Consider the following 24,878-nt stretch of genomic DNA (forward strand, 5'->3'; position numbering starts at 1 on the left):
TGAGGGGGAGTCCGGGGCGCGGACGCGCACCGGGGTGGCACCGGTCAGGAGTGGCGTCGGTCAGTTGTCGCCGGTCAGGAGTGGCGTCGGTCAGTTGTCGTCGGCCAGTTGTCGCCGGCCGGCTGGTGGCACCGGTCCGGTCAGGGGGTCGCGTCGAGGGTGCGCCGGAGGAAGGCGAGGCCCTCCGTCGCGATGGCGTCCTGAGTGGGGGCGAGCGGACGCCATACGGAAGCGGCGACGGCGATCGCGTCGTTGTGCGCGGTGAAGGACTCGATGCACAGCGAACCGCCGTAGCCGCTCTGCCCGAGTGCGCCGAGGAAGCCCGGCCAGTCGAGATGGTCGGCGCCCGGCGTGCCCCGGTCGTTGGCGCACACCTGGACGTGGACGATGCGTGACCCGGCCTCGCGCACGGCGCCGGGAAGGCCGCGCTCCTCGATGTTCTGGTGGTAGGTGTCGAGCGCGACCCCGATGACGGAGGCGTCGAGGCCGTCCAGGGCCGTGAGGGTCTGGGCGACGGTGTTGAGCAGGCCGGTCTCGTACCGGTTCAGGGGCTCGACCCCGATCCGTACCCCCGCGGCCCGCGCATGGTCGACGACGGGCGCCAGGTGGTCCCGCAACTCCACGCAGGCGGCGGCCCGTTCCGAGGGGGTCATCCGCCAGGTGCGTCCCACGGCCGTGTACACCGGCCCGGCGACGACCGGGGCCGAGACCGCGTGGGCCGCGTCGACGCAGCGGAGCAGATACTCCTGGGTGGATCGCACCGTGCCTGCGTCGGCCCGTACCAGGTCCCGTCCCGGCGGCATCACCGCGATCACGGCCGCCGGTGCGAGCCCGGTCGCCGCCAGCAGCTTCGTGGTGGCGGCCGGCTCCCAGTCACCGGCCTGCTCGAGCGGCAGCTCCACGCAGTCGAAGCCCCAGCCGGCCAGCCTCGGGAGCGTCTCGGCCAGTGCCGCGCCGTCGACGGGGGAGTGCCAGATCCAGGGGTTGGCACCGAGTGGCCAGGTCCTCACCCCTTGCCTCCCCAGTCCTCGGGGAACCCGGGCAGGTCGGCGCAGCCGCACATCGCGTAGTGCAGTGGTGGCATGCCCGGCTCGAGATACTGATCGAGGTTGTCCTGGGTGATGGTGGGCTGGGGCAGCTTCCATTCCTTGGGCACCTGCTGCCCGTCGAGGATCCGCAGGGCCGCGATGACCGGCGTGCGCCACTGGAAGGTCGGGTACGTCGGGGCGATCGCGGTGAGGTCCTTGTCCTTCCACGCCTGCAGGAAGTCCTGCTGGTCCTCGCCGGTGATGGGCGGTACGTCCTGGCCGGCGTCCTCGAAGGCCTCCACGGCGGCGACGGCGGTCGCGCCCGAGTCCATCCACACGCCGTCGATGCCGCCGTGCCGGGTCAGCGCGTCCGTGACGACGGCCTTGGTCCTGGCCGGGTCGCCGTCGGTGAACTTCACGTCCACGACGTCCAGTCCGCTCTTGTCGAAGGCGACCTTCGCGGCCGACCAGCGGGTCTCGAGCACGTCCACGCCGGGAGAGATGCGCAGGGCGAGGATCTTGCCCTTGGGCTCGACCTTCTCGACGAGGAAGTCGGCGGCGACCGCCCCGTATCCGTAGCCGCCGACCGGGTTGACGAAGGTGACCGCGCAGTCCGTGTCCACGCCGCGGTCGAAGACGATGACGGGCACCTTGGCGCATGCCTGCTCGACCGCCGGGGTGAGGGTGGCGGTCGTGTTGGGGGAGACGATCAGGGCGTCGCAGCCCCTGCCGGTGAGCTCCTGGATGTCGGAGATCTGCTTGTCGTCCTTGCCCTGGGCGTCGAGGACGGTGAACTCGGTGATCTCCTTGTGCAGTGCGACCTCGGCCTTCATGTTCTTCAGGCCGACCTGGCGCCAGGGGTTGAAGACGCCGGCGTTGGAGAAGCAGAGATGGATGCCGCCGGCCGTCTTCTTCCTGTACTTCGTCGTGTCGCCGAGCCTTGGTGACAGCATCTGCTCCCACGGCTTGTCCGCCGGGCCCTGCGGCGTCTCCTTCGCGAGGGCCAGCTGGCGTTCGTACTCCGCCTGCTCGAAGAACTCTGACTGTTCGCCGGTGCCGGAGGCGTCGCCTGCCGCGGCGGAACCGCCGGGCGCACCGGGTGACTTGGCGGGTGTGTCGCTCGTGCAGGACGCGAGGAGTCCGGCGGCCAGCAGCGCGGCGACGGAGGCCAGGGCGGGCCTGCGCAGCGGGCTTTTGCGCAGCGGACCTCCGCGCGGGGGGCGGGGCGGTGTCATGAGGGTTGTCCTCCCGATGGGTTCGTACGGCGGCGGCGCGGCCGGGACCAGTCGGCGGCTCCCAGACCGACGGCGGCGATGACGATGCATCCTTGGACGGTCGACTCCAGTGCGCCGGAGACGCCCTGGAGGTTGAGCAGGGTGAACAGGGCCTGCAGTGAGAAGGCCCCGGCCATGGCGGCGACGACGGACCCGCGCCCGCCGCCCAGCACCACACCGCCGAGCACGACGGCGGTGATGGCCTCGAACTCGTAACCCCGGCCCGCCTGCGCGGACACCCCCGAGAATCCGCCGACCAGGACGGCGGCGAGTGCGGCGGCGGCACCGGAGAGGACGAAGGCGATGATCCGGGCGCGGGCCACCCGTACTCCGGCGAGCGCCGCGGCGCGGTCGCTGTCTCCGGTGGCGACGAGCGTGCGGCCGAAGTCCGAGCGCATCAGCAGGACGGCGACGGCACCGGCGGCCAGGCAGGCGAGGACCGCCCAGGGCAGCAGGCCGAACGCCGTGCCGCGGCCGAGTTCGCGGAAGGCGGCCGGCAGGACGCCCTGCGGGGAGCCGCCGGTCCAGAAGAAGACGGCCCCCTCGAGGATCAGCATCATGCCGAGGGTGGTGATGAACGACGGCACCCTCAGGGCAGTGGTGATCAGCCCGTTGACGAGGCCGGCGACGGCACCCGCGACGAGGAGCAGAGCGGTGACGAGCAGCCAGGGGGCGTCCGGGAACGAACCGTACAGCTCGGCCGCGACCACCACGCCCGCGGTCACGACCGCCCCGACGGACAGGTCGAACTCGCCGCAGACGATGACCAGGTACTGGCCGGCGGCCAGGATCACCAGAGGGGCGGCGCGTTTGACGAACGACAGGAAGCGGTCCGGCTCGTAGAAACCGGGGTCGGTCAGGGCGAGTGCGGCGAGCAGCACGGCGAGGAGCACGTAGACCGGGGTGCCGGTGCCGAGCGCCTTCACGACGCGCCTGCCGTGGGTGACGGTTGCCGTGGTCATGCGGTCGGCCTCCCCTTCGCGGCACGGCGGGGCCTGGCGTAGACGGCGACGGCCGCGATGATGACGACCCCGCGGACGACGTTCTTGAAGAACGGGTCGACGGCGAGCTGGTTGAAGACGCTGTCGAGCACGGCGAGGACGAGGACACCGCCGAGGGTCCCGGCCACGCCACCGCGTCCGCCGGCCAGCGCGGTGCCGCCGAGGACCACCGCGGCGATCGACTCCAGGTCGTAGCGGGCCTCCGTACCCGCCCAGGGGGCACCCGCGCCGAGGCGTGCGGCGAGGAACAGCGCGGCCGCGCCGACGCACAGGGAGCAGATGACGTGGGCGGCTACGACGGTACGGCGGGTGCGGACGCCCGACAGGCGGGCGGCGTGCTCGTCTCCTCCTGTCGCGTACATGTGATGGCCGAGGCGGGTGCGGCGGCTGATGAACCATACGGTGGCGGCCACCGCCGCCAGCAGGAACACGGACACGGGGACGGGGCCGATGCGGTCGTAGCCGAGGTGCTGGAAGGAGGCCGGGACCTTGCCCGCCGGGCCTGTGTAGTTGTCCTCGATCCAGCCGCGCAGGATGAACGCCGTACCCAGTGTCGCGATGAACGCGTTGACCTTCAGACCCGTGACGATCAGCCCGTTGGCGAGCCCGACCGCGGCGGACAGGACGAGGACGGCGATCACCGCGGTGACGACACCGCCGCTCGCCATGGTCTCGGCCGCCACCAGAGTGCCGAGGCTGATGAGGTAGGCGACGGACAGATCCAGCGACCCGGTGAGGATCACGACGGACTGGCCGACGGCGACCAGCCCCAGCGCGACACAGTTCTGCAGGATCGCGACCACGTTGGTGGTGGTGAGGAATTCGCCGCCGCGGGCGGCCACGACGATCCAGCCGAGCAGCGTGACGGTCAGCGCGGCGAGCCAGACACCGACGACGGGGTCGCCGAGGCGGATGGTCCTGGGGCGCGCGGCGGTGCGCGGCGGCGCGAGCGGCTCTGTTCCTGTCGCGGTCACGCGGCGTCCCCCAGTCCGCCGGGCCGGCCGCCGGTGGCGAGCCGCATGATGCTCTCCTCCGTCGCGCCGGCCGGGAGTTCGCCCACGAGGCGGCCCTCGGCCATCACGACGATCCGGTCGCTCATACCGATCAGCTCGGGAAGCTCCGACGAGATGATCAGCACGGCGAGCCCTTCGCGGGCGAGTTCGCGTACGAGAGTGTGGATGGCGGCCTTCGCCCCGACGTCGACGCCGCGGGTCGGCTCGTCGAAGAGCAGCACCTGGGGGCGGGCGGCGAGCCACTTGGCGATGACGACCTTCTGCTGGTTGCCGCCGGACAGGTACATCACCTGCTGGTCCTCGCCGCGCGCCCGCAGGCGAACCCGTTCGAGGAGGGTGCTGATACCGCGGTCCGCAGGCGGTCTGCCGCGCATGGACACGGCCCGGGTGACGAGGAGCGCGTTGTCCCGCACGGACTGGTGCAGGGCGAGGCCCTCCGTCTTGCGGTCCTCGGTGACGAGAGCGATCCCGGCGCGGATCGCCTCGCGCGGGCGTCGCGGCCGCAGGGCCCTGCCGCCGACGGTCATGGTTCCTCTGGTGAAGGGAGCGGCGCCGAACAGGGCGCGGGCCAGGGAGGTGCGACCGGATCCCTGCAGGCCGGCGACGCCGACGACCTCGCCCGCCCGCAGGGTGAGGTCGATGCCGGAGATCCGGGTGCTGCCGCCTCCGGTGACGGTGAGTTTCTCCGCGCCGATCTCCTCCGGGCGGGCGCGCGGTGGGTAGTAGGCGGTCAGTTCCCGTCCGACCATGGCTCTGACCACCTGGTCGGCGTCGGTGTCCGCGGTGCGCAGCGTGGTGACCCGGCGGCCGTCCTTGAGGACGGTGATGCGCTGTGAGAGGTCGAAGACCTCGGGCAGCCGGTGCGAGATGTAGAGGATGCCGAGGCCGCGCGCGGTGAGCCGGCGCACCAGCGCCGTCAGGAGTTCCACCTCGTGGTCGGCGAGGGGTGCGGTCGGTTCGTCCATGACGAGGACGCGCGCGTCACCGGCGAGGGCCTTGGCGATCTCGACGGTCTGGCGGCGGGCCACGGACAGGTCGCGGACGAGGGTGCGCGGCGTGATGCCGGTCTCGTCGATTCCTTCGAGGAGTTCGGCGGTGCGGCGCTCCATGGCCCTGCGGTCCACGAGGCCCCGGCGGACGGGCTCGCGGCCGAGGAAGACGTTCTCCGCGACGGTGCGGTGCGGCAGAAGGGCGAACTCCTGGTGGATGATGCCGATTCCGGCGGCCTGGGCCTGCGCGGGATGGGTGAAGGAACGGGCCCTGCCGTCGATCGTGATGGTGCCGGAGTCGGGGACGTGCTCACCGGCGAGGATCTTCATCAGGGTGGACTTGCCGGCACCGTTCTCGCCCACCAGGGCATGCACTTCGCCCGGTTCGAGGTCGAGCTCCACGTCGTGGAGGACCCGCACCCCCAGAAAGCTCTTGGACACGCCTTGCATCGTCAGCATCAGCCGGCTCCTCGGTCAGCGGTCTGCTGTGCAGAGTCGTGACACATCTTTGACCTGTCAAGAGCCCAAGCAGCGGTGTATTGAGGTGAGTTGACGGTCACTTAGGCCGGATGTCGAACATAGTGAGCCTTGTGAGCAGCGGAAGTCGTCCCTATGGTGACTGCCATGCCTGCGCCGTCGGACCACAGCAGTTCCGCCACCCGTTCGCCCGGCGAGGTGCTGGCGTTGATCAGCTCCGGCGCCGTCACGACGCGTGCGGACATCGCCCGGCTCACCGGCCTCGCCCGGTCCACGGTCTCCCAGCGGGTGGACGCCCTCATCGCCCACGGATTCGTCGACGAGTCCGTGCCGGCCCCCGGTGACTCGACCGGCGGCCGCCCGCCGCGTCGGCTCCAGTTGCGTACCGCCGGCCATCTGGTCGCCGGCGTGGACCTCGGCGCCTCGCACAGCGCGGTGGCCCTGACGGACGTCGGCGGCACGATGCTGGCCACGCACAAGGAGCGGTTGTCGATCGCGGACGGCCCGGAGTCCGTGCTGCGCCGGGTCGAACGGACGCTGCACGCGCTGCTGAAGGAGACCGGGCATGATCCCCGGACGCTGCGTTCCATCGGAGTCGGCGTGCCGGGTCCGGTCGAGTTCTCGACCGGCCGTCCCATCGATCCGCCGATCATGCCGGGCTGGCACCAGTATCCGATCCCGGAGTTCTTCGCCTCGCGTTTCGGGGCGCGTGCGCTCGTCGACAACGACGTGAACGTGATGGCGCTGGCGGAACAGCGGCGTGCGTTCCCCGGCACCCGCTATCTGCTCTACATCAAGGTGGGCACCGGCATCGGCTGCGGCATCGTGGCGGACGGCCGGCTCCATCGCGGGGCTCAGGGCAGTGCCGGCGACATCGGCCACATCCAGGTCGGTGACCAGGAGGAACCCTGCCGGTGCGGCAACACCGGCTGCCTCGAGGCGGTGGCGGGCGGCGCGGCGATCGCGGCGAGACTGGCCGGTCTCGGACTCGACGCCGCGTCGGGCAGCGACGTCGTAGGGCTGGTGGCCTCCGGCAACCGGGACGCCGTGCGCATGGTTCGCGAGGCGGGCCGGGCGGTCGGCGAGGTACTGGCCGGGCTGGTGAACTTCTTCAACCCGGACACCGTGGTGCTCGGCGGTGCGCTGGCGGCGGTCCACGACCAGCTCCTCGCCGGAGTGCGGGAGGCGGTCTACCGGCGCTCGCATCCCCTGGCCACGCATGTGCTGCGGATCGAGCCGAGCCGTACGGGCGAGAACGCCGCGGTCATCGGGGCCGGCATCCTCGCGGCCGAACACGCCCTGTCTCCCGCCCAGGTGGACCGGCAGCTGGCCCGGGCCACGGCCTGACCCGCCGGGACCGCCCGGGTTCCGTGAAGAGGCGACGCCCGGTGAGGACGCGACGTTCCCGAAGACGCGATGTCGTCTATACGCGATGTCGCGAGGACCCGGAGAGCAGACTGGGACCATGATCGACGAACGAGTCAACGCGACTGTGACGTACGGCCTGTTGGCCGCCTGGGCGCTGCACGACCTGGAGGAGCTGGCAACCGGACCGCGGTGGATGCGGGAGAACGTCCCCGTGCTCCGCGAGCGGTTCCCGCAGGTCCCCGAGCGGGTCTGGCGGGCGATGGAGGCAGTGGACCAGCGGGAGTTCACCGCGGCGGTGGGAGTGATGGCCGTGATCGTGGGCGCGGCGGCTGTCGCGGGGCACCGCACCGGTGGCAGATCGGCCTTCTACCAGGGCGCGGTGGACGGATTCGGGCTGCACGGCCTGGTCCATCTCGCCCAGGCGGCCGCCTTCCGGGGCTGGACCCCCGGCTCGGTGACGTCGCCGCTGATCGTGGTGCCGTTCGCGTTGTGGGCGAGGGGCCGGCTCCGGCGTGCCGGAGTACTGCGGCCGGCCAGGGCGCGGGACGTGGCGGCGGGACTGGTGATGGCCGCGGGTGCCACCGGGGTGGCGCACGCGATCGGGCGGAGGATCAGCAGGAGGACACGTAAGTTTTGAACGCGTTCATTTCTGTCGTAGGCTGCCTGTATGAGCGAGCGAGCAGCCCTTTTGCGGCGGATACGCGTGTGGTTGGCCGTCTTCGTCGTGTGCCTGGTCCTGAGCGGAGTGACCGCCTTTCCACTGGTGACCGAGCTGCACTGGCTGGAGGATCTGCTGAAGTCCTCCGCCTCGCCCGTGCCGGAGCACATGCCGGCGCTCATGGAGTGGGTCGAGCGGGTACGGGAAGGACTCGACGCCACCGAGGAGAAGTACCCGTTCGTGCTCTACGGCACGGACTGGCTCGCATTCGCCCACCTGGTGATCGCCGTCGCGTTCTACGGTCCCTACCGTGACCCGGTGCGGAACATCTGGGTCGTCGAGTTCGGCATGATCGCCTGCGCCGGGATCATTCCGCTGGCCCTGATCTGCGGTCCGATCCGCGGCATCCCCTTCTGGTGGTCGGTCGTCGACATGTCCTTCGGCGTCTTCGGGGTGATCCCGCTGCTCGTCGTACGCCGCCGGATCAAGCGGCTCGAGGCGCTGACGGCGCCGGGACCCACGCGGGAACCGGTACCGTCAGCGGCCTGAACCCACCGGCCGTCCGGCTTCGCGTCCGTCCGGTTGACGCCGGACACGAGCGTGCGCGACAGATCGCGGATGGCTCCGGCTACGGCTTCCGGCCCACCGCGCCGAACTGCGCCACCTCCGCCGCCTCGGGGGCGCCCCAGCGCGCGCACGAGACGATCCCCGGTTCCAGGATCTCCAGGCCGTCGAGGAAGGACGCGAACTCGGCGCGGCTGCGTGCGGTGATGGGCGGGGTGGCGTTCTCGTTCCAGAACGCCATCGCCTCCGCGTTGCCCTCGCCGCCGAGTTCGAGGGTGGGATGGGTGAGGACCAGATGGCTGCCGGACGGCAGGGCGGCCATCAGGGTCCGGACGATCGACCGGGCCTCGTCGGTGTCGAGGACGAAGTTGAGGATGCCGAGCATCATCACGGCGACGGGCCGGTGCAGATCGAGGGTCTCCGCGGCGGACCGGATGATGGCTTCGGGGTCGCGGGCGTCGGCGTCCACGTACTCCGTGACGCCCTCCGGGGTTCCCGCGAGCAGCGCGCGGGCATGGGTGAGCACGATCGGATCGTTGTCGACGTAGACGACCCGTGCGTCCGGCGCGACGCGCTGTGCCACGTCGTGCGTGTTGTCGGCGGTCGGAAGTCCCGTGCCGATGTCGAGGAACTGCCGGATCCCCGCCTCGCGCGCCAGGTACGTGACGGACCGGGCGAGGAACGCCCGGTCGGCGCGGGCCACTTCGGCGATGCTCGGGAACATGCCGGCGACCTGACCGCCGACCTCCTGGTCCACCGCGTAGTGGTCCTTGCCGCCCAGCCAGTAGTTCCAGACACGGGCGTTGTGGGCTATGTCGGTGCGGATCCGGTCTGTCACCTGCGAGGTCCCTTCGGGGAGCGTGAGCCTTCCAGGACGGCCCTGAGGGCGTCGACCCTCTTCGTGGTGACGGAGTCGACGCCGCAGCCGATCAATCGCCGCATCGTACGCCCGGTGTCCGCCGTCCACGCGGAGACCAGCAGTCCGTCCCGGTGCACACGGTCCGTCAACTCCCGCCCCACCAGGGCGAAGGACGCGGTCGGCGGCACCGCAGTCCCGGACGGTGTCCACCACCTGCCGCACCGACTCCGGTGAGGCACCGGGCAGGTCGATCATCGGCCGGTGCCGGTCGAGCGCGCTCAGTGCCTCGCGCAGCGTCGGCACACCGCCACGGGTGAGACCCTCGACCTCGGCCGATGTCAGCCGGCGGCCGGTCGTGTCCCCACAGCCGCTTCAGCGTCGCGTCGTGCAGCAGCACGGGTACGTCGTCGCGGGTGAGCCGTACGTCGATCTCGACCGCGTCCGCGCCGCGCTCGACGGCCGAGCGCAGCGAGGGCAGGTGGTTCTCACGGAACCGGTACGGGTCGCCCCGGTGGGCGACCACCGTCACCGGGCGCATGTCAGCGGGCGAGCCACTCGGTTGTGTACGTGTCGATCTCCGAGGCGATCCGCGCCTTGCCGGCCGGGTCGAGGAACGACGCCTCCACCGCGTTCTTCGCGAGGTCCGCGAGGCCGCGCTCGTCCAGGCCGAGGAGGCGGGCGGCGACCGCGTACTCGTTGTTGAGGTCGGTGCCGAACATGGGCGGGTCGTCGCTGTTGACCGTCACCAGGACCCCCGCGGAGACCATTTCCTTGATCGGGTGCCGGTCGAGGTCGGTGACAGCGCGGGTGGCGATGTTGGACGTCGGGCACACCTCCAGCGGGATCCGGTGCTCGGCCAGGTGTGCCAGCAGCTTCGGGTCCCGCACCGCGCTGGTGCCGTGACCGATGCGTTCGGCGCCCAGGTCGTTGAGGGCGTCCCAGATCGTCTGCGGTCCGGTCGTCTCGCCGGCGTGCGGCACCGAGTGGAGACCGGCGGCGCGGGCGCGGTCGAAGTACGGCTTGAACTGCGGGCGGGGGACCCCGATCTCGGGGCCGCCGAGACCGAAGGAGATCAGGCCCTCCGGGTGCAGGTCCACCGCGAGGCGCGCGGTCTCCTCCGCCGATTCGAGGCCGGCCTCGCCGGGGATGTCGAAGCACCACCGCAGCACCACGCCGAGTTCGGCCTCCGCCGCCAGGCGGGCGTCCTCGATGGCGGCCATGAAGGCCTTCTCGTCGATGCCGCGACGGGTGGAGCTGAACGGTGTGATCGTCAGCTCCGCGTAGCGGATGTTCTGCCGGGCCATGTCGCGGGCCACCTCGAAGGTGAGGAGCCGCACGTCGTCCGGGGTGCGGATCAGGTCCACGACCGAGAGGTAGACCTCCACGAAGTGCGCGAAGTCGGTGAACGTGAAGTAGTCGGCGAGCGCCTCGGGATCGGTCGGAACCTTCGAGTCGGGGTGGTTCGCCGCGAGTTCCGCGACAATGCGCGGGGAAGCGGAACCGACATGGTGCACATGCAGTTCTGCCTTGGGCAGCCCCGCGATGAAGGGGTGCAGATCGGTCATCGGTTCCTCCACATGGGACAGGCCGCTTCCTGGTCACGGACAGGTCCCGCCCAGGGGGCGGTGCTCCTGCTCGGGGATCATCGTAGGCCGCCGTCGGGGTCCGGGGCCGAGGCCGTAACATGGCCGGACCACCGATGGGGGAGAACCATGTCCGACAATCAGGCCCAGCCGCCCGGCGGGCCTCAGCCGCACGACCCGTGGGCTCCGCCGGAGGGCGGCAGCGCAGCCGGCCGGGTACCCCTGGACAAGCCGGCGGCCCCCCCGCCGTCCGGCGTGCACGACCAGCCGACGGTCATCTCGATGCCCGGCGCCGACGACACCGGTTCGGTGCCGCCGCCGCCCGTCGCGCCCGGCGGACCCGCACCCTCCCACCCCGCCGCGGGTGCCTACGGCTACCCGGCGGCGTCGAGCATGCCGCAGCCCCCGGCAGCCGGCGCCCCCGGCTTCGGAGCCCCCGACCCGTACGGCGCCGGATACCCGGGTTACCCGGGATACGGCCAGACCGGCGGGTGGCAGCAGGGCCCGGCCAACGGCATGGGCATCACCGCGATGGTGCTCGGCATCATCTCCACGGTGCTGTTCTGCCTCTACGGGCTCGGCATCATCCTGGGCGTGCTCGCGCTGATCTTCGGATTCATCGGCCGCGCCCGCGCCCAGCGGGGCGAGGCGACCAACGGCGGCATGGCCCTCGCGGGCATCATCCTGGGCGCTGTCGGCGTCGTGGTCAGCGCCGCGTTCCTCGCGTTCGTGATCTGGGCGATCAACGAGGACCTCGACTCGAACAACAGCGACTACGACTACGACTACGACAGCTACTCGAACTCGCTGGTCGTCGACGTCACCCGCTAGTCCCGTCGGTCCCGCGGGTCCGGCTCGTCCGGCCGGGCCCGCCCGCCGTCCGCAGTTCCTCGCGCGCCTCCATGAGCGCGAACCCCAGCAGATTGAGCCCGCGCCAACGCGTGGGGTCCTGCGCCCGCTCGTCGTCCGCGGCCAGTCCGATGCCCCAGATCCGGTCCGTCGGACTGGCCTCGACGAGCACCCGGTCCCCGGTGGCCAGCAGGAAGTCGCGCAGCGCCGTGTCCTGCCCGAACTTGTGCACACTGCCGACGCGTACGACGTCGAACCGCTCGCGCTTCCACACGTTCTCGTCGAAGCCGCGCACCAGACGGCCCGCCTTCTTCGCCTCCGCGGGTGTCCGCGCGGCCAGTGCCGCCCGCTCCGCCTCGGCGTCTTCGAAGAGCCGTGCCTTGCACGCCATCATCCAGTGCTCCGCGGTCTCGTACCGCACGCCGTCCACCTCGAACGGTGACGGCCACCACTGACTGAGGCAGCCCGCCCCCATGGTGCCGTCGCGTCGTGCCGTGTGCCCCCAGAAGTGCAGGTACTTCACCCGCTGTCCTTCCGCGGTCCGTCCGAGCAGCTCGTCGATCCCCATGGCACAAGAGTGTGGCAGCCGCCACTGACACCCCGTCCTGCGCCCGGCCCCGCGACGCGACACATGATCGACCGATTCCGTCGCGTAATCAAACGGCAACAACGGAATCCCTTGTTGCATGGGTCACCCTCTGCCAGGATCGGCACTCAATTCGAGCTGGAACTACGGAGAGCGCTATGGGCAACCGCTTCCAGACGCAGGACCGCTTCGCGGCCGGCGCGCAGTACATCGGAGGCAGGCTGCGCCCCGGAACCTCGGGACGCACGCAGGACGTCGTCGACCCCGCCAGGGGCGAGACGGTCCACACATACGAACTGGCCGGCGCCGCGGACGTGGACGCGGCTGTCGGCGCCGCCCGCGACGCCCTGCCGGGCTGGGCCGGTGCCACCCCGGGCGAGCGTTCCGACGCCCTGCACCGCTTCGCGTCGGTACTCGCCGACCAGGCCGAGGATCTCGCCGGAGCGGAGTCGCTCCAGTGCGGCAAGCCCGTCAGACTGAGCACCGAGTTCGACGTCCCCGGCACGATCGACAACACCGCCTTCTTCGCCGGTGCGGCCCGCCACCTCCAGGGGCAGTCCGCCGGCGAGTACAGCGGCGACCACACCTCGTACGTACGGCGTGAGCCGATCGGCACGGTCGGCTCCATCGCCCCCTGGAACTACCCGCTGCAGATGGCGGCCTGGAAGGTCCTGCCGGCCATTGCCGCAGGCAACACCGTCGTCCTCAAGCCCGCCGAGATCACCCCGCTCACCTCGCTGATGTTCGCGCAGGCGGCCACCGAGGCAGGCATCCCCGACGGTGTCGTCAACGTCGTCAGCGGCGCCGGCAGGGACGCGGGCGAGCATCTCGTCGGCCACCCGGACATCGCCATGACCTCGTTCACGGGCTCCACCGCCGTCGGCAGGCGTGTCGCGGAGATCGCCACCTCCACCGTCAAGCGCCTCCACCTCGAACTCGGCGGCAAGGCACCCTTCGTGGTCTTCGACGACGCCGACCTCGAGGCCGCCGCGCACGGGGCGGTCGCCGGATCGCTCATCAACACCGGCCAGGACTGCACCGCCGCCACCCGCGCCTACGTCCAACGGCCGCTGTACGACGCCTTCGTGAGCGCCGTCGCCGACCTGATGGCGACGGTCCGGCTCGGCGACCCCTTCGACCCGGGCACCGACCTCGGCCCGCTCGTGTCCCACGCGCAGCGCGACCGGGTCGCCGCCTTCGTCGACCGCGCCCGTGCCTACGCCACCGTCGTCACCGGCGGCGAGGCGCCCGGGGGCGGCCTGAGCAGCGGCGCCTACTACCGCCCCACCCTCGTCACCGGCGCCGCCCAGGACAGCGAGATCGTGCAGTCCGAGATCTTCGGGCCCGTCCTGGTCGTGCTCCCCTTCGACACCGACGACGAGGGCATCGCACTCGCCAACGACACGCCGTACGGACTGGCGGCCTCCGCCTGGAGCAGGGACGTCTACCGTGCCGGGCGTGCCACCCGGGAGATCAGAGCCGGCTGCGTCTGGGTCAACGACCACATCCCGATCATCAGCGAGATGCCGCACGGCGGATACCGGGCCAGCGGCTTCGGAAAGGACATGTCGATGTACTCCTTCGAGGAGTACACGCAGGTCAAGCATGTGATGTACGACAACACCGCCGTCGTACGGAAGGACTGGCACCGCACGATCTTCCAAGGCCTGTAGCCGGCAGGCCGCGTCTTCGGCGGCCTCATCCACCCGAAAGGGCAGAGCGTCATGGAGCAGTACGAGACCGAGCGCCTCTCCGCGGCCCAGCTCGCCGCCATGCGGCGCAGCCTGACGAGCGGACGGGGAGCCCTCTCCCGCCGTTCGCTGCTGCGCGCGTCGGGCGCCGGCGCGCTCGCCGTCGGCGGCGCCGGAATCCTGAGCGGCTGCGGCATCCCGCCCGCGAAGCGGGAAGGCGGAGCGGCGGACGCCGACGACCACTCGGACAAGGAGAAGCAGATCAACTTCTCCAACTGGACCGAGTACATGGACACCAGCGAGGACGGCAAGAGCCGTCCCACCCTGGCGGCGTTCACCGAACGCACCGGCATCAAGGTGAAGTACACCGAGGACATCAACGACAACGTCGAGTTCTTCGGCAAGATCCAGCCGCAGCTCGCGGCCGGCCAGGACACCGGGCGCGACCTGATCAACGTCACCGACTGGCTGGCCGCCCGCATCATCAGGCTCGGCTGGGCGCAGAAGCTCGATCCCGCGCTGCTGCCGCACGCCTACGCCAACCTCTCCTCCCAGTTCCGCACCGTGGACTGGGACCCGGGCCGGGCCTACTCCTACCCGTGGACCGGCATCCCCTGCGTCATCGCCTACAACTCCAAGGCCACCGGCGGCCGCAAGGTCGACTCGGTGACCCAGCTGCTCGACGACCCCTCGCTCAAGGGACGGGTCGGCTTCCTCACCGAGATGCGCGACAGCATCGGCATGACCCTGCTCGACTTGGGCAAGGACCCCGGCAGCTTCACCGACGCCGACTACGACGCCGCCGTCGGCCGGCTGCAGAAGGGCGTGGACAAGAAGCAGATCCGCCGCTTCACCGGCAACGACTACACCGCCGACCTGTCCAAGGGCGACATCGCCGCCTGTCTCGCCTGGGCCGGTGACGTGATCCAGCTGCAGGCCGACAACCCTGACATCAAGTACGCCATCCCGGCGGCCGGATATGTCACGGCCACCGACAACCTGCTGGTCCCGGCCCAGGCCAGGCACCGCGAGAACGCCACCCGGCTGATCGACTACTACTACGAGCTCCCCGTCGCCGCGCAGCTCGCCGCGTACATCAACTACGTGTGCCCCGTCGCCGGTGTCGGCGCCGAACTCGCCAGGATCGACCCCGAGCTGGCGAAGAATCCGCTGATCATTCCGGACGAGGCCATGGCCGCGCGGTCCCACTCGTTCCGCTCGCTCTCCTCCGAGGAGGAGACCGCCTACGAGGAGAAGTTCGCCAAGCTCATCGGCGCCTGAGGCTGCCCCGTCCCCTTCCCCCGACACACCTGGGATCGCGACCCATGACTGAAAAGCAAGCGGGCGGCGACGTCCGCCTCTCCGGGATCAGCAAGACCTACGGCTCCTTCACGGCGGTGCACCCGCTGGAACTGACCGTCCCGCAGGGCTCGTTCTTCGCCCTGCTCGGCGCCTCTGGCTGCGGCAAGACCACCACCCTGCGGATGATCGCCGGTCTCGAGGACCCCACGACGGGCACCATCCGTCTCGGCGACAAGGACGTCACCGGACTGCCGCCGCACAAACGCCCCGTCAACACCGTCTTCCAGAGCTACGCGCTCTTCCCGCATCTGAACATCTACGAGAACGTCGCCTTCGGACTGCGCCGCCGCGGCGTCAAGTCGGTGAAGAAGCAGGTCGACGACATGCTGGAGCTCGTCCAGCTCGGCGACTTCGCCCAGCGCAAGCCGCACCAGCTCTCCGGCGGTCAGCAGCAGCGCGTCGCCGTCGCCCGCGCCCTCATCAACCACCCGCAGGTCCTGCTCCTCGACGAGCCCCTCGGCGCCCTCGACCTCAAACTGCGCCGCCAGATGCAGTTGGAGCTCAAGCGCATCCAGACCGAGGTCGGCATCACCTTCGTCCACGTCACCCACGACCAGGAGGAGGCCATGACGATGGCCGACACGGTCGCGGTCATGAACGGGGGCAGGGTCGAGCAACTGGGTGCGCCGGCGGAGCTGTACGAGAACCCGCGGACCACGTTCGTCGCCAACTTCCTCGGCACCTCCAACCTCATCGAGGCGGAGGTCGTCCAGAACTCCGGCGGCGAGGTCGTCGTCTCCGCGGGCGGCGGCAGGCTCCGGCTGGCAGCCGGGCGCTGCCCGGACGCCACGGCCACCGGCGGCGGACTCCTCGTCGGCATCCGGCCGGAGAAGATCTCCCTCGTACCCTCCACCGACGCGGACGACGTCCCCGCCGGCCGCAACGCCGTCACCGGCCGGATCCTCGACTCCTCCTTCATCGGTGTCTCCACGCAGTACGTGGTCGAAAGCCCGGCGGGCAAGCGCATCGAGGTCTACGCACAGAACGTCGAGCACCGGACGGGCCTCGAACCCGGCGCCGAGGTGGTCCTGCACTGGAACCCCGAGCACACCTTCGGCCTCGACGCCGCCCAGGCCATCGACGCCGGAGTGGAGACCGTGGGGGAGACGCCATGACCGTCACCCAGGCGCCGCCCACCTCCCCGGCCGCCGGCCCGCCGCCGGTCCGCAAGGTCTCTGTGCGCCGCAGGCTGGTCCCGTACTGGCTGCTGCTGCCCGGCATCCTGTGGCTGGTCGTCTTCTTCGTACTGCCGCTCGTCTACCAGGCATCGACCTCGGTGCAGACGGGCTCGCTGGAGAAGGGCTTCGAGGTCACCTGGCACTTCGCCACCTACTGGGACGCCCTGACCGAGTACTACCCCCAGTTCCTGCGCTCCCTGCTGTACGCCGGGACCGCCACGGTCCTGTGCCTGCTGCTCGGCTATCCGCTCGCCTATCTGATCGCGTTCAAGGCCGGCCGGTGGCGCAACCTGCTGCTGGTGCTGGTCATCGCGCCGTTCTTCACCAGCTTCCTGATCCGCACGCTCGCCTGGAAGACGATCCTCGCGGACGGCGGCCCGGTGGTGGAGGTCCTGAACACGGTCGGCTTCCTGGACGTCACCAGCTGGCTCGGCATGACCGAGGGCGACCGGGTGCTCGCCACACCGCTCGCGGTCGTCACCGGTCTGACGTACAACTTCCTGCCGTTCATGATCCTTCCGCTCTACACCTCGCTCGAGCGGATCGACCCGAGGCTCCACGAGGCGGCCGGCGACCTGTACGCCAGGCCCGCCACCACCTTCCGCAAGGTGACGCTCCCGCTGTCGATGCCGGGCGTCGTCTCCGGGACGCTGCTGACGTTTATTCCGGCGAGCGGCGACTACGTCAACGCCCAGCTGCTGGGCTCCACCGACACCCGCATGATCGGAAACGTCATCCAGTCGCAGTTCCTGCGCGTCCTCGACTACCCGACGGCGGCCGCGCTGTCGTTCATCCTGATGGCGATCGTCCTGGTCACGGTCACCGTCTACATCCGCCGGGCCGGAACGGAGGACCTGGTCTGATGCTGCGACACCCGACGAACTGGCTGAAGCGCAACCTCGTCGTCATCGCGGGACTGCTCACGCTCGCGTATCTGATCCTGCCGAACGTCATCGTGATGGTGTTCTCGTTCAACAAGCCGGCCGGGCGTTTCAACTACGCCTGGCGCGAGTTCTCCACGGACGCGTGGCGCGACCCGTGCGGCGTCGCCGACCTGTGCGGCTCGCTCACGCTGTCCCTGCAGATCGCCCTGTGGGCGACGATCGGGGCCACGGTGCTCGGCGGGATGATCGCCTTCGCGCTGGTCCGCTACCGCTTCCGGGCCCGCGGCACGATCAACTCGCTGATCTTCCTGCCGATGGCGATGCCCGAGGTGGTCATGGCCGCCTCGCTGCTGACCCTCTTCCTCAACCTCGGCGCGGAGCTGGGCTTCTGGACGATCCTCATCGCCCACACCATGTTCTGCCTGAGCTTCGTCGTGGTCGCCGTGAAGGCACGCGTCATGTCGATGGACCCGCGGCTGGAGGAAGCGGCCAGGGACCTGTACGCGGGGCCCGTGCAGACCTTCCTGCGGGTCACCCTGCCCATCGCGGCCCCCGGCATCGCGGCGGGCGCGATGCTGGCCTTCGCCCTGTCCTTCGACGACTTCATCATCACCAACTTCAACTCCGGAAACACCGTCACCTTCCCCATGTTCGTGTGGGGTTCGGCCCAGCGCGGTACGCCCGTCCAGATCAACGTCATCGGCACGGCCATGTTCGCCCTCGCCGTACTGATCGTCGCGGGCGGCCAGATCGTCGCCGGCCGCCGGAAGAAACGCGCCCTTTCGCAGTAGCGATGCCGCAGCAGCAGTAAGGAGTGGGAACCATGGCCCCAGCAGCCATGACCTTTGCCGGAGCACTCGCCGACGCCCGGCCCGCGCCCTTCTGGCTGGAGGACCCCGGCAAGCCCGACCCGCTGCCCGCTCTCGCCGGTGACGAGCGGTGCGACCTCCTCGTCGTCGGCGGCGGCTACAGCGGACTGTGGACCGCGCTGCTCGCCAAGGAACGCGACCCCGGGCGGGACGTCGTCCTGATCGAGGGTCGGGAGGCGGGCTGGGCCGCCTCCGGCCGCAACGGCGGCTTCTGCGCCGCCTCCCTTACCCACGGCCTGGGCAACGGACTCGCCCGCTGGCCGGAAGAGCTGGCGAAGCTGGAGGAGCTCGGCGCACGCAACCTCGACGCCATCGAGGACGCCGTCGGCCGCTACGGCATCGACTGCGACTTCGAGCGCACCGGCGAGATCGACGTCGCCACCGAGCCCCACCAGCTCGCCGAGCTGCACGAGACGCACGAGGAGGCCACCCGGCTCGGCTTCACCGGCCTCGAACTCCTCGACGCGGAAGCCGTACGCGCGGAGGTCGACTCCCCGACGTTCCTCGGCGGACTGTGGGACCGGCGCGGGGTGGCCATGCTGCATCCGGCGAAACTGGCCTGGGGCCTGCGGCAGACCTGTCTGGACCTGGGCGTCCGTGTCTACGAGAACACCCCCGGCCTGCGGCTGTCGGCCTCTGGTCCGGGCGTCGTCGTCCGCACCCCGTACGGCCGGGTCCTCGCCCACCGGGTCGCCCTCGGCACCAACGTCTTCCCCTCGCTCGTCCGGCGTGTCCGTGCCTATACCGTCCCCGTGTACGACTACGCCCTGATGACCGAGCCGCTCAGCGCCTCCCAACTCGCCTCCGTGGGCTGGGAACGCAGGCAGGGGCTCGGCGACAGTGCCAACCAGTTCCACTACTTCCGCATCACGGCGGACAACCGCATCCTGTGGGGCGGCTACGACGCGGTGTACCCGTTCGGCGGCAGGGTGCGCGCCGAGATGGACCATAGGCCCGACACGTATCTGCGGCTCGCGTCGCACTTCTTCCGCTGCTTCCCGCAGCTCGAGGGCCTCCGGTTCAGCCACACCTGGGGCGGTGCGATCGACACCTGCACCCGCTTCTCCGCGTTCTTCGGCACCGCCCACGGCGGAAAGGTCGCCTACGCGGCCGGCTTCACCGGACTCGGCGTCGGCGCGACCCGGTTCGGCGCCGACGTGATGCTCGACCTGCTGTCCGGCGAGCGGACCGAGCGGACCGAACTCGAGATGGTCCGCAGCAAACCGCTCCCCTTTCCGCCGGAACCGGTGGCCTGGGCAGGCATCGGCCTGACCAAGTGGTCCATGGCCAGGGCGGACGCCAACGGCGGCCGGCGCAATCTGTGGCTGCGCACGATGGACCGTCTCGGTCTCGGCTTCGACAGCTGATCCCCGGGCCGCCCTCTCGTCCGCCCCTCTCGTCCGCTCCCCTCGACCGGCACCGCTGCCGGGCGGCGTGGCGCAGGTCACGGCGGTGAGGCCGCCGAAGTCGCGTAATGGAACGGCCGTTGATCGCTCTCTTCCGTGTGGAAGCACTGTCGTGCACACGGAACGGAGGACCGACCATGAGTGGCCCGGGGGCCAGGATCGCGGTGGAGTGGCTGGCGGCGGTGGCGCCGGACCCGGACGCCTGCCGGTGGGCGTGGGAGCGGAACCAGTACGGGATCGCTCTCCTGCCTGCCGGCAGACGCTGGGACGTACTGATTTTGCCGGGCGGACTGGGCGGCCCCACGCTGGACGTGCTGAGCCGGCTGGTCGACCGGCCGGGGCCCGTCCTCGCCGACCGCGGGGACTCGCGCATGGGGTTCTTCGTACCGCCGGGCACGGCCGGGCGGTGGCTCGGTACGGGCATCCGCACCGCCGGGCCGGGCACCTGGATCGTCGTTCCGTACCCGGGGCGGACCGCCGGCGGGGTGCGCTGGCTGATCACCCCCGACGGCTCCGGGCACCTCAACGACCCCTCACTGCTGGAACTCGCGATGCACGAGGCGGCTGCCGGGATCGCGCTCGGCGGACAGGCCTGACGGGTCGTCGCACGGGCGGGTGAGGTGTCAGAGGTCTTGACAACCCGATTGGTCTGGACCATGTTGTGGCCGCCGTGCTCAATCCCCCCACGCCCGGAGGCTGTTGTGGAACACACCAGACTTACGGCTGCCCTTGCGGCAGCCGTCCTCGCCGTCACAGGCCTCGTCGCCACCGCGCAGACCGCGAGTGCCGCCGACACGGAACTGGCCCGCAACGGAGGGTTCGAAGCCGGACTGACCGGCTGGAGCTGCACGGCCGGCAGCGGCGCCGCGGTCTCCTCACCCACCCACAGCGGCGTCTCCTCCCTCAAGGGCACCCCGGCCGGCAGCGACAACGCCAAGTGCACCCAGACCGTCACCGTGAAACCGGACTCCGACTACACGCTCAGCGGCTGGGTGCAGGGCAGTTACGTCTACCTCGGCGCCTCAGGCACCGGCACCACCGACGTCTCCACCTGGACCGGGTCCGCACCCACCTGGCAGAAGCTGACGACGACCTTCCGCACCGGACCCTCGACCAGCTCCGTGACGATCTACACCCACGGCTGGTACGGCACACCCGCCTACCACGCCGACGACCTCTCGCTGTTCGGTCCGGGCGGCGAACCGGCCACCGTGCCGGCCACGCCCGCCGGCCTCCGCGCCGGCAGCCCCGGATCCACCTCGGTCCCGCTGACGTGGAACGCCTCCGCCGGCGCGAGCAGTTATCACGTCTACCGGAACGGTACGAGGGTCACGACCGTCGGCGGCACGTCCGCGACCGTCACCGGACTGACCGCCGCCACGACGTACGACTTCCAGGTCTCCGCCGCCAACGAGGCCGGAGAATCCGCGAAGTCGACGCCCGTCAGCGCCACGACCACCTCGGGCGGCGGCGGCAACGGCGGCGAGCTGCCCGCGCACGCCCTCGTCGGCTATCTGCACTCCAGCTTCGCCAACGGCTCCGGCTACACCCGCATGGCCGACGTGCCCGACTCGTGGGACGTCATCAACCTCGCCTTCGGCGAACCGACATCCGTCACCTCCGGCGACATCCGCTTCAAGCTGTGCCCGGTCGCCGAGTGCCCGAACGTCGAGTCGGAGGCCGACTTCAAAGCCGCCGTCAAGGCCAAGCAGGCCGCCGGAAAGAAGGTGCTGATCTCCATCGGCGGCGCAAACGGCCAGGTCCAGCTCTCCACCACGGGAGCCCGCGACGCCTTCGTCACCTCCGTGTCGAAGATCATCGACGACTACGGCCTCGACGGCCTCGACATCGACTTCGAAGGCCACTCCCTCTCGCTGAACACCGGCGACACCGACTTCCGCAGCCCCACCTCGCCCGTGATCGTCAACCTGATCTCGGCGCTCAAGACCCTCAAGGGCAAGTACGGCCCGGACTTCGTGCTCACCATGGCCCCCGAGACCTTCTTCGTGCAGCTCGGCTACCAGTACTACGGCTCCGGCCCCTGGGGCGGACAGGACCCGCGCGCCGGCGCCTACCTCCCGGTCATCCACGCCCTGCGCGACGACCTCACCCTGCTGCACGTCCAGGACTACAACTCCGGCCCGATCATGGGCCTGGACAACCAGTACCACTCCATGGGCGGCGCCGACTTCCACATCTCCATGACCGACATGCTGCTCACCGGCTTCCCGGTGGCGGGCGACCAGTCGAAGTTCTTCCCCGCCCTGCGCCCCGAACAGGTCGCGATCGGCCTGCCGGCCTCCACCCAGGCGGGCAACGGCCACACGTCACCCGCCGAGGTGAACAAGGCGCTGGACTGCCTGACGAAGAAGACGTCCTGCGGCAGCTACACGACCCACGGCACCTGGCCCGCCCTCCGCGGCCTGATGACCTGGTCGATCAACTGGGACCGGTTCAACCAGTACGAGTTCTCGAAGAACTTCGACGCCTACCGCTGGAGCTGAGCAGCGGCAGCAGCGCCCCGAACAGGCACAGACTGCCGAGCACGTCCAAGGGCCAGTGATAGCCCCGCAGTACGAGACCGATGCCCGTCGCCGCGGTGAGCACCACGGCGACGGGCATCGCCCATCTCCGGCGCAGATACGGCGTGACGAGCAGTGCCGCCGCGCCGTAGGCGACCATCGCGGTCGCCGTGTGGCCCGACGGATACCAGCCGGTGCCGGGCTCCAGCGGCGCCGGTCGGGCGACCAGAAGTTTCAGCGGGACCACCAGCGCCGGCACGGCCGCCATCATGAGCACGGCGGTCAGCGGCGCCCGCCACTGCCGCCGGTCGCGCAGGAGGACATAGCCGATCGCGGCGGCCAGGACGGGCAGCGCGACGACCGTGTTCCCGAGATCCGCGAACATCTCCGCGACGGCGGCCGGACCGGAGCGGAACAGGGCCCGCCCCGCTCTCACGTCCGCCTCGAACAGCGGCCCCTCCACCGCCACCTGCCAGGTGATCAGCGAGAAGAGCGCCACGCACAGGACGACGGCGGTGCGGGAACGCCGAGAGGCCGGCCACATCGGAACAGGGGGGGTGGTTCCGATGCGGCCGGCCGGACCGGTGTGCCGCACGCCCCGGGGGGTTTGGGGCGGGCGGCCATCCGATCGGTGAGGAGTTCCGGAGCCTGAAGCTCCAGTGGTGTGCGCGAGGGCACGACCAGGTCGGGGCTGGGGAGGCTCCGTCCTGGGGTCGCCCGCAGTCACCTGCGAGCGGGGTGTTTCTCTCATCTGCAGAAACCGTACGTCAGGCAGAAGGGGACCGACAGACGGATCTCCATCCCGCCATCGGCCCCCCACAGCTTCTTCACAGGGCGGGTGCGTCGCCGCCGGTCAGACGCGCGCGAACGCCTGCTCGAGGATGTCGAGACCCTCGTTCAGCAGGTCCTCGCCGATCACCAGCGGAGGCAGGAAGCGCAGCACGTTGCCGTACGTGCCGCAGGTCAGGACCAGCAGGCCCTCCGCGTGGCACGCCTTGGCCAGCGCACCGGCCGCCTCCGGGTTCGGCTCCTTCGTCGCCGGGTCCTTCACCAGCTCGATCGCGATCATCGCGCCGCGGCCGCGGATGTCACCGATGCTGCATCCGATCTTGTCGGCGTACTTCTCCTGCATCGCGGCGAGGCGGCCCTTCATGACCTCCTCGATCCGCTTCGCCCTGCCGTTGAGGTCCTGCTCCTTCATCGTCTCGATGGAGCCCAGCGCACCGGCGCAGGCGACCGGGTTGCCGCCGTACGTGCCGCCGAGGCCGCCCGCGTGCGCGGCGTCCATGATCTCGGCGCGGCCGGTGACGGCGGCCAGCGGCAGACCGCCGGCGATGCCCTTGGCCGTGGTGATCAGGTCCGGGACGATGCCCTCGTCCTCACAGGCGAACCACTGGCCGGTACGGCAGAAGCCGGACTGGATCTCGTCGGCGACGAACACGATGCCGTTGTCGTTCGCGAACTTCACGATCGCGGGCAGGAAGCCCTTGGCGGGCTCGATGAAGCCGCCCTCACCGAGCACCGGCTCGATGATGATCGCCGCGACGTTCTCAGGGCCGACCTGCTTGGTGATCTGGTCGATCGCCTGGGCGGCGGCCTCCGGGCCGCAGTTCTCCGGGCCGCTCGGCCAGCGGTAGCCGTACGCCACCGGCACGCGGTACACCTCGGGCGCGAACGGGCCGAAGCCGTGCTTGTACGGCATGTTCTTGGCGGTCAGCGCCATCGTGAGGTTGGTGCGGCCGTGGTAGCCGTGGTCGAAGACCACGACCGCCTGGCGCTTCGTGTGCGCGCGGGCGATCTTGACGGCGTTCTCGACGGCCTCGGCGCCCGAGTTGAACAGGGCCGACTTCTTGGCGTGGTCGCCCGGCGTCAGCTCGGCGAGCCGCTCGCACACCTCCACGTAGCCCTCGTACGGGGTCACCATGAAGCAGGTGTGCGTGAAGTCCTGGAGCTGGGCGCTCGCCCGGCGTACGACTGCCTCCGCGGACGCGCCGACCGAGGTCACGGCGATGCCCGAACCGAAGTCGATCAGACGGTTGCCGTCGACGTCCTCGATGATCCCGCCGCCGGCCCGCGCCGTGAACACGGGCAGCACGGACCCCACACCGCCGGCGACCGTCGCGGTACGGCGGGCCTGCAGCTCGATCGACTTCGGGCCGGGGATGGCGGTGACGACGCGGCGCTCCTGCGGGATTGCGGTCATGCGGGGCTCCTGGGGGTGTAATCCGGACGCTTGTTGTCTTTCTCCGCAGGCTAGGGGCGGTGCAGGGGTCGGGGCATGCGCCGATCGGGAGTGTTGGGGGCGTGTCGTTGTCCGCGGCGGCCATAGGCCTGCGGGCGTTGCGTCTTTGTCCCGGGCGGGGTCGGTGGCTGCGGTGCGCGCCGGTGGGCGCGGTTGTTCCGGCGGGGTGGGTCGGTGGTGCGGAGGTCGGTGGCTGCGGTGCGCGCCAGTGGGGCGCGGCTGTCCGGTTGTGGGTGGTGCGGGGGTCGGTGGCTGCGGAGGCGGGATCGCGGACTGCTTTCCCGAGCCTGCCTCTCCCTGGGCTTACGACGCTCTACGTCCGCTCACCCCCCTCCTCCGCCCCCGCCCCCCTCCCGCCCGGTGGGCCCCCTGCCAGTCCTGGTCATCACCACGGCCCGTGCGGGGTATCGGGGAGGGGTCCCTTGCCGGGGCCGCTCACCCCCCGTCCGGTGGGCCTCGTCCCCGTCCCGGAAAC

The 24,878-nt window shown here is 70.7% G+C and carries 22 protein-coding genes and 1 pseudogene; 12 read left to right on the plus strand and 11 right to left on the minus strand.

Going from position 1 to position 24,878, the window contains the following annotated elements:
• Positions 1-140 precede the first annotated feature (140 nt).
• From ACFYV1_RS29090 to ACFYV1_RS29110, 5 genes are read right to left on the minus strand one after another with little or no spacing between them, the layout of a single operon-like run.
• Complete coding sequence (locus ACFYV1_RS29090; protein ID WP_389398572.1) at positions 141-1,010, minus strand: sugar phosphate isomerase/epimerase family protein; 870 nt, start codon at positions 1,008-1,010, stop codon at positions 141-143.
• Positions 1,007-2,263: an ABC transporter substrate-binding protein gene (locus ACFYV1_RS29095; protein WP_389398573.1), complete on the minus strand. Its 1,257-nt coding sequence runs from the start codon at positions 2,261-2,263 to the stop codon at positions 1,007-1,009. Before ACFYV1_RS29095 ends, ACFYV1_RS29090 begins: the two co-directional genes overlap by 4 nt.
• Complete coding sequence (locus ACFYV1_RS29100) at positions 2,260-3,264, minus strand: ABC transporter permease (protein ID WP_389398574.1); 1,005 nt, start codon at positions 3,262-3,264, stop codon at positions 2,260-2,262. The genes ACFYV1_RS29095 and ACFYV1_RS29100 overlap by 4 nt, the downstream gene beginning before the upstream one ends.
• Positions 3,261-4,277, minus strand: a complete 1,017-nt coding sequence (locus tag ACFYV1_RS29105) for an ABC transporter permease (RefSeq protein ID WP_389398575.1) — start codon at positions 4,275-4,277, stop codon at positions 3,261-3,263. The genes ACFYV1_RS29100 and ACFYV1_RS29105 overlap by 4 nt, the downstream gene beginning before the upstream one ends.
• Complete coding sequence (locus ACFYV1_RS29110) at positions 4,274-5,764, minus strand: sugar ABC transporter ATP-binding protein (RefSeq protein ID WP_389398576.1); 1,491 nt, start codon at positions 5,762-5,764, stop codon at positions 4,274-4,276. The genes ACFYV1_RS29105 and ACFYV1_RS29110 overlap by 4 nt, the downstream gene beginning before the upstream one ends.
• 165 nt (positions 5,765-5,929) lie before the next feature.
• Between ACFYV1_RS29110 and ACFYV1_RS29115 the strand changes: the two genes are divergently transcribed.
• From ACFYV1_RS29115 to ACFYV1_RS29125, 3 genes are all read left to right on the plus strand, one after another.
• Positions 5,930-7,129, plus strand: a complete 1,200-nt coding sequence (locus ACFYV1_RS29115) for an ROK family protein (protein WP_389398577.1) — start codon at positions 5,930-5,932, stop codon at positions 7,127-7,129.
• Positions 7,130-7,247: 118 nt separating this feature from the next.
• Positions 7,248-7,787 carry an HXXEE domain-containing protein gene (locus tag ACFYV1_RS29120; RefSeq protein WP_389398578.1) on the plus strand — a complete coding sequence of 180 codons (540 nt, stop codon included), beginning with the start codon at positions 7,248-7,250 and terminating at the stop codon, positions 7,785-7,787.
• 30 nt (positions 7,788-7,817) lie between these two features.
• On the plus strand, positions 7,818-8,357 hold the full coding sequence (locus tag ACFYV1_RS29125) for a hypothetical protein (protein WP_389398579.1): 540 nt from the start codon (positions 7,818-7,820) through the stop codon (positions 8,355-8,357).
• Positions 8,358-8,436: 79 nt separating this feature from the next.
• Here the strand turns inward: ACFYV1_RS29125 and ACFYV1_RS29130 are convergent, their stop codons facing one another.
• The 3 genes and pseudogenes from ACFYV1_RS29130 to ACFYV1_RS29140 form a co-directional block, all read right to left on the minus strand.
• Positions 8,437-9,210 carry an SAM-dependent methyltransferase gene (locus tag ACFYV1_RS29130; RefSeq protein ID WP_389398580.1) on the minus strand — a complete coding sequence of 258 codons (774 nt, stop codon included), beginning with the start codon at positions 9,208-9,210 and terminating at the stop codon, positions 8,437-8,439.
• A pseudogene (locus ACFYV1_RS29135) lies at positions 9,207-9,769 on the minus strand (glycerophosphodiester phosphodiesterase). The gene ACFYV1_RS29130 and the pseudogene ACFYV1_RS29135 overlap by 4 nt, the downstream one beginning before the upstream one ends.
• 1 nt (position 9,770) lies before the next feature.
• Entirely contained in the window at positions 9,771-10,796 is a 1,026-nt protein-coding gene (locus ACFYV1_RS29140) for an adenosine deaminase (RefSeq protein WP_389398581.1), read from the minus strand.
• 147 nt (positions 10,797-10,943) lie between these two features.
• On the opposite strand from ACFYV1_RS29140, the gene ACFYV1_RS29145 reads away from it, so the two are divergent.
• The gene (locus ACFYV1_RS29145) at positions 10,944-11,645 is read left to right on the plus strand and encodes a DUF4190 domain-containing protein (RefSeq protein WP_389398582.1); all 702 of its coding nucleotides are present in this window, start codon (positions 10,944-10,946) and stop codon (positions 11,643-11,645) included.
• Here the strand turns inward: ACFYV1_RS29145 and ACFYV1_RS29150 are convergent.
• Entirely contained in the window at positions 11,635-12,231 is a 597-nt protein-coding gene (locus tag ACFYV1_RS29150) for an NADAR family protein (RefSeq protein ID WP_389398583.1), read from the minus strand. The two genes, ACFYV1_RS29145 and ACFYV1_RS29150, sit on opposite strands and share 11 nt — an antisense overlap.
• 176 nt (positions 12,232-12,407) lie before the next feature.
• Between ACFYV1_RS29150 and ACFYV1_RS29155 the strand changes: the two genes are divergently transcribed.
• The 8 genes from ACFYV1_RS29155 to ACFYV1_RS29190 all read left to right on the plus strand — a co-directional run bounded on the left by ACFYV1_RS29155 (position 12,408) and on the right by ACFYV1_RS29190 (position 22,143).
• Positions 12,408-13,922: a gamma-aminobutyraldehyde dehydrogenase gene (locus tag ACFYV1_RS29155; protein WP_389398584.1), complete on the plus strand. Its 1,515-nt coding sequence runs from the start codon at positions 12,408-12,410 to the stop codon at positions 13,920-13,922.
• Between the two features lie 51 nt (positions 13,923-13,973).
• Positions 13,974-15,221 (plus strand): spermidine/putrescine ABC transporter substrate-binding protein, encoded by a 1,248-nt coding sequence (locus tag ACFYV1_RS29160; RefSeq protein ID WP_389398585.1) that lies wholly within the window; start codon positions 13,974-13,976, stop codon positions 15,219-15,221.
• A 44-nt stretch (positions 15,222-15,265) separates the two neighbouring features.
• Entirely contained in the window at positions 15,266-16,417 is a 1,152-nt protein-coding gene (locus ACFYV1_RS29165) for an ABC transporter ATP-binding protein (RefSeq protein ID WP_389398586.1), read from the plus strand.
• Positions 16,414-17,343: an ABC transporter permease gene (locus tag ACFYV1_RS29170; RefSeq protein WP_389398587.1), complete on the plus strand. Its 930-nt coding sequence runs from the start codon at positions 16,414-16,416 to the stop codon at positions 17,341-17,343. Before ACFYV1_RS29165 ends, ACFYV1_RS29170 begins: the two co-directional genes overlap by 4 nt.
• Positions 17,343-18,155 (plus strand): ABC transporter permease, encoded by an 813-nt coding sequence (locus tag ACFYV1_RS29175; protein WP_389398588.1) that lies wholly within the window; start codon positions 17,343-17,345, stop codon positions 18,153-18,155. Before ACFYV1_RS29170 ends, ACFYV1_RS29175 begins: the two co-directional genes overlap by 1 nt.
• 32 nt (positions 18,156-18,187) lie before the next feature.
• Positions 18,188-19,600, plus strand: a complete 1,413-nt coding sequence (locus ACFYV1_RS29180) for an NAD(P)/FAD-dependent oxidoreductase (RefSeq protein ID WP_389398589.1) — start codon at positions 18,188-18,190, stop codon at positions 19,598-19,600.
• 176 nt (positions 19,601-19,776) lie between these two features.
• Positions 19,777-20,235, plus strand: a complete 459-nt coding sequence (locus ACFYV1_RS29185) for a hypothetical protein (RefSeq protein WP_389398590.1) — start codon at positions 19,777-19,779, stop codon at positions 20,233-20,235.
• Positions 20,236-20,340: 105 nt separating this feature from the next.
• Positions 20,341-22,143 carry a chitinase gene (locus ACFYV1_RS29190; protein ID WP_389398591.1) on the plus strand — a complete coding sequence of 601 codons (1,803 nt, stop codon included), beginning with the start codon at positions 20,341-20,343 and terminating at the stop codon, positions 22,141-22,143.
• On the opposite strand, the gene ACFYV1_RS29195 is transcribed toward ACFYV1_RS29190, so the two are convergent.
• On the minus strand, positions 22,094-22,912 hold the full coding sequence (locus ACFYV1_RS29195) for a phosphatase PAP2 family protein (protein ID WP_389398592.1): 819 nt from the start codon (positions 22,910-22,912) through the stop codon (positions 22,094-22,096). The genes ACFYV1_RS29190 and ACFYV1_RS29195 overlap by 50 nt on opposite strands.
• Before the next feature lie 102 nt (positions 22,913-23,014).
• Positions 23,015-24,364, minus strand: coding sequence for a 4-aminobutyrate--2-oxoglutarate transaminase (gene gabT / locus ACFYV1_RS29200; RefSeq protein WP_389398593.1), 1,350 nt, complete (start codon positions 24,362-24,364; stop codon positions 23,015-23,017).
• Positions 24,365-24,878: the final 514 nt, after the last annotated feature.

Source organism: Streptomyces sp. NPDC003023, from assembly GCF_042888225.1.
Classification (GTDB): Bacteria; Actinomycetota; Actinomycetes; order Streptomycetales; family Streptomycetaceae; genus Streptomyces.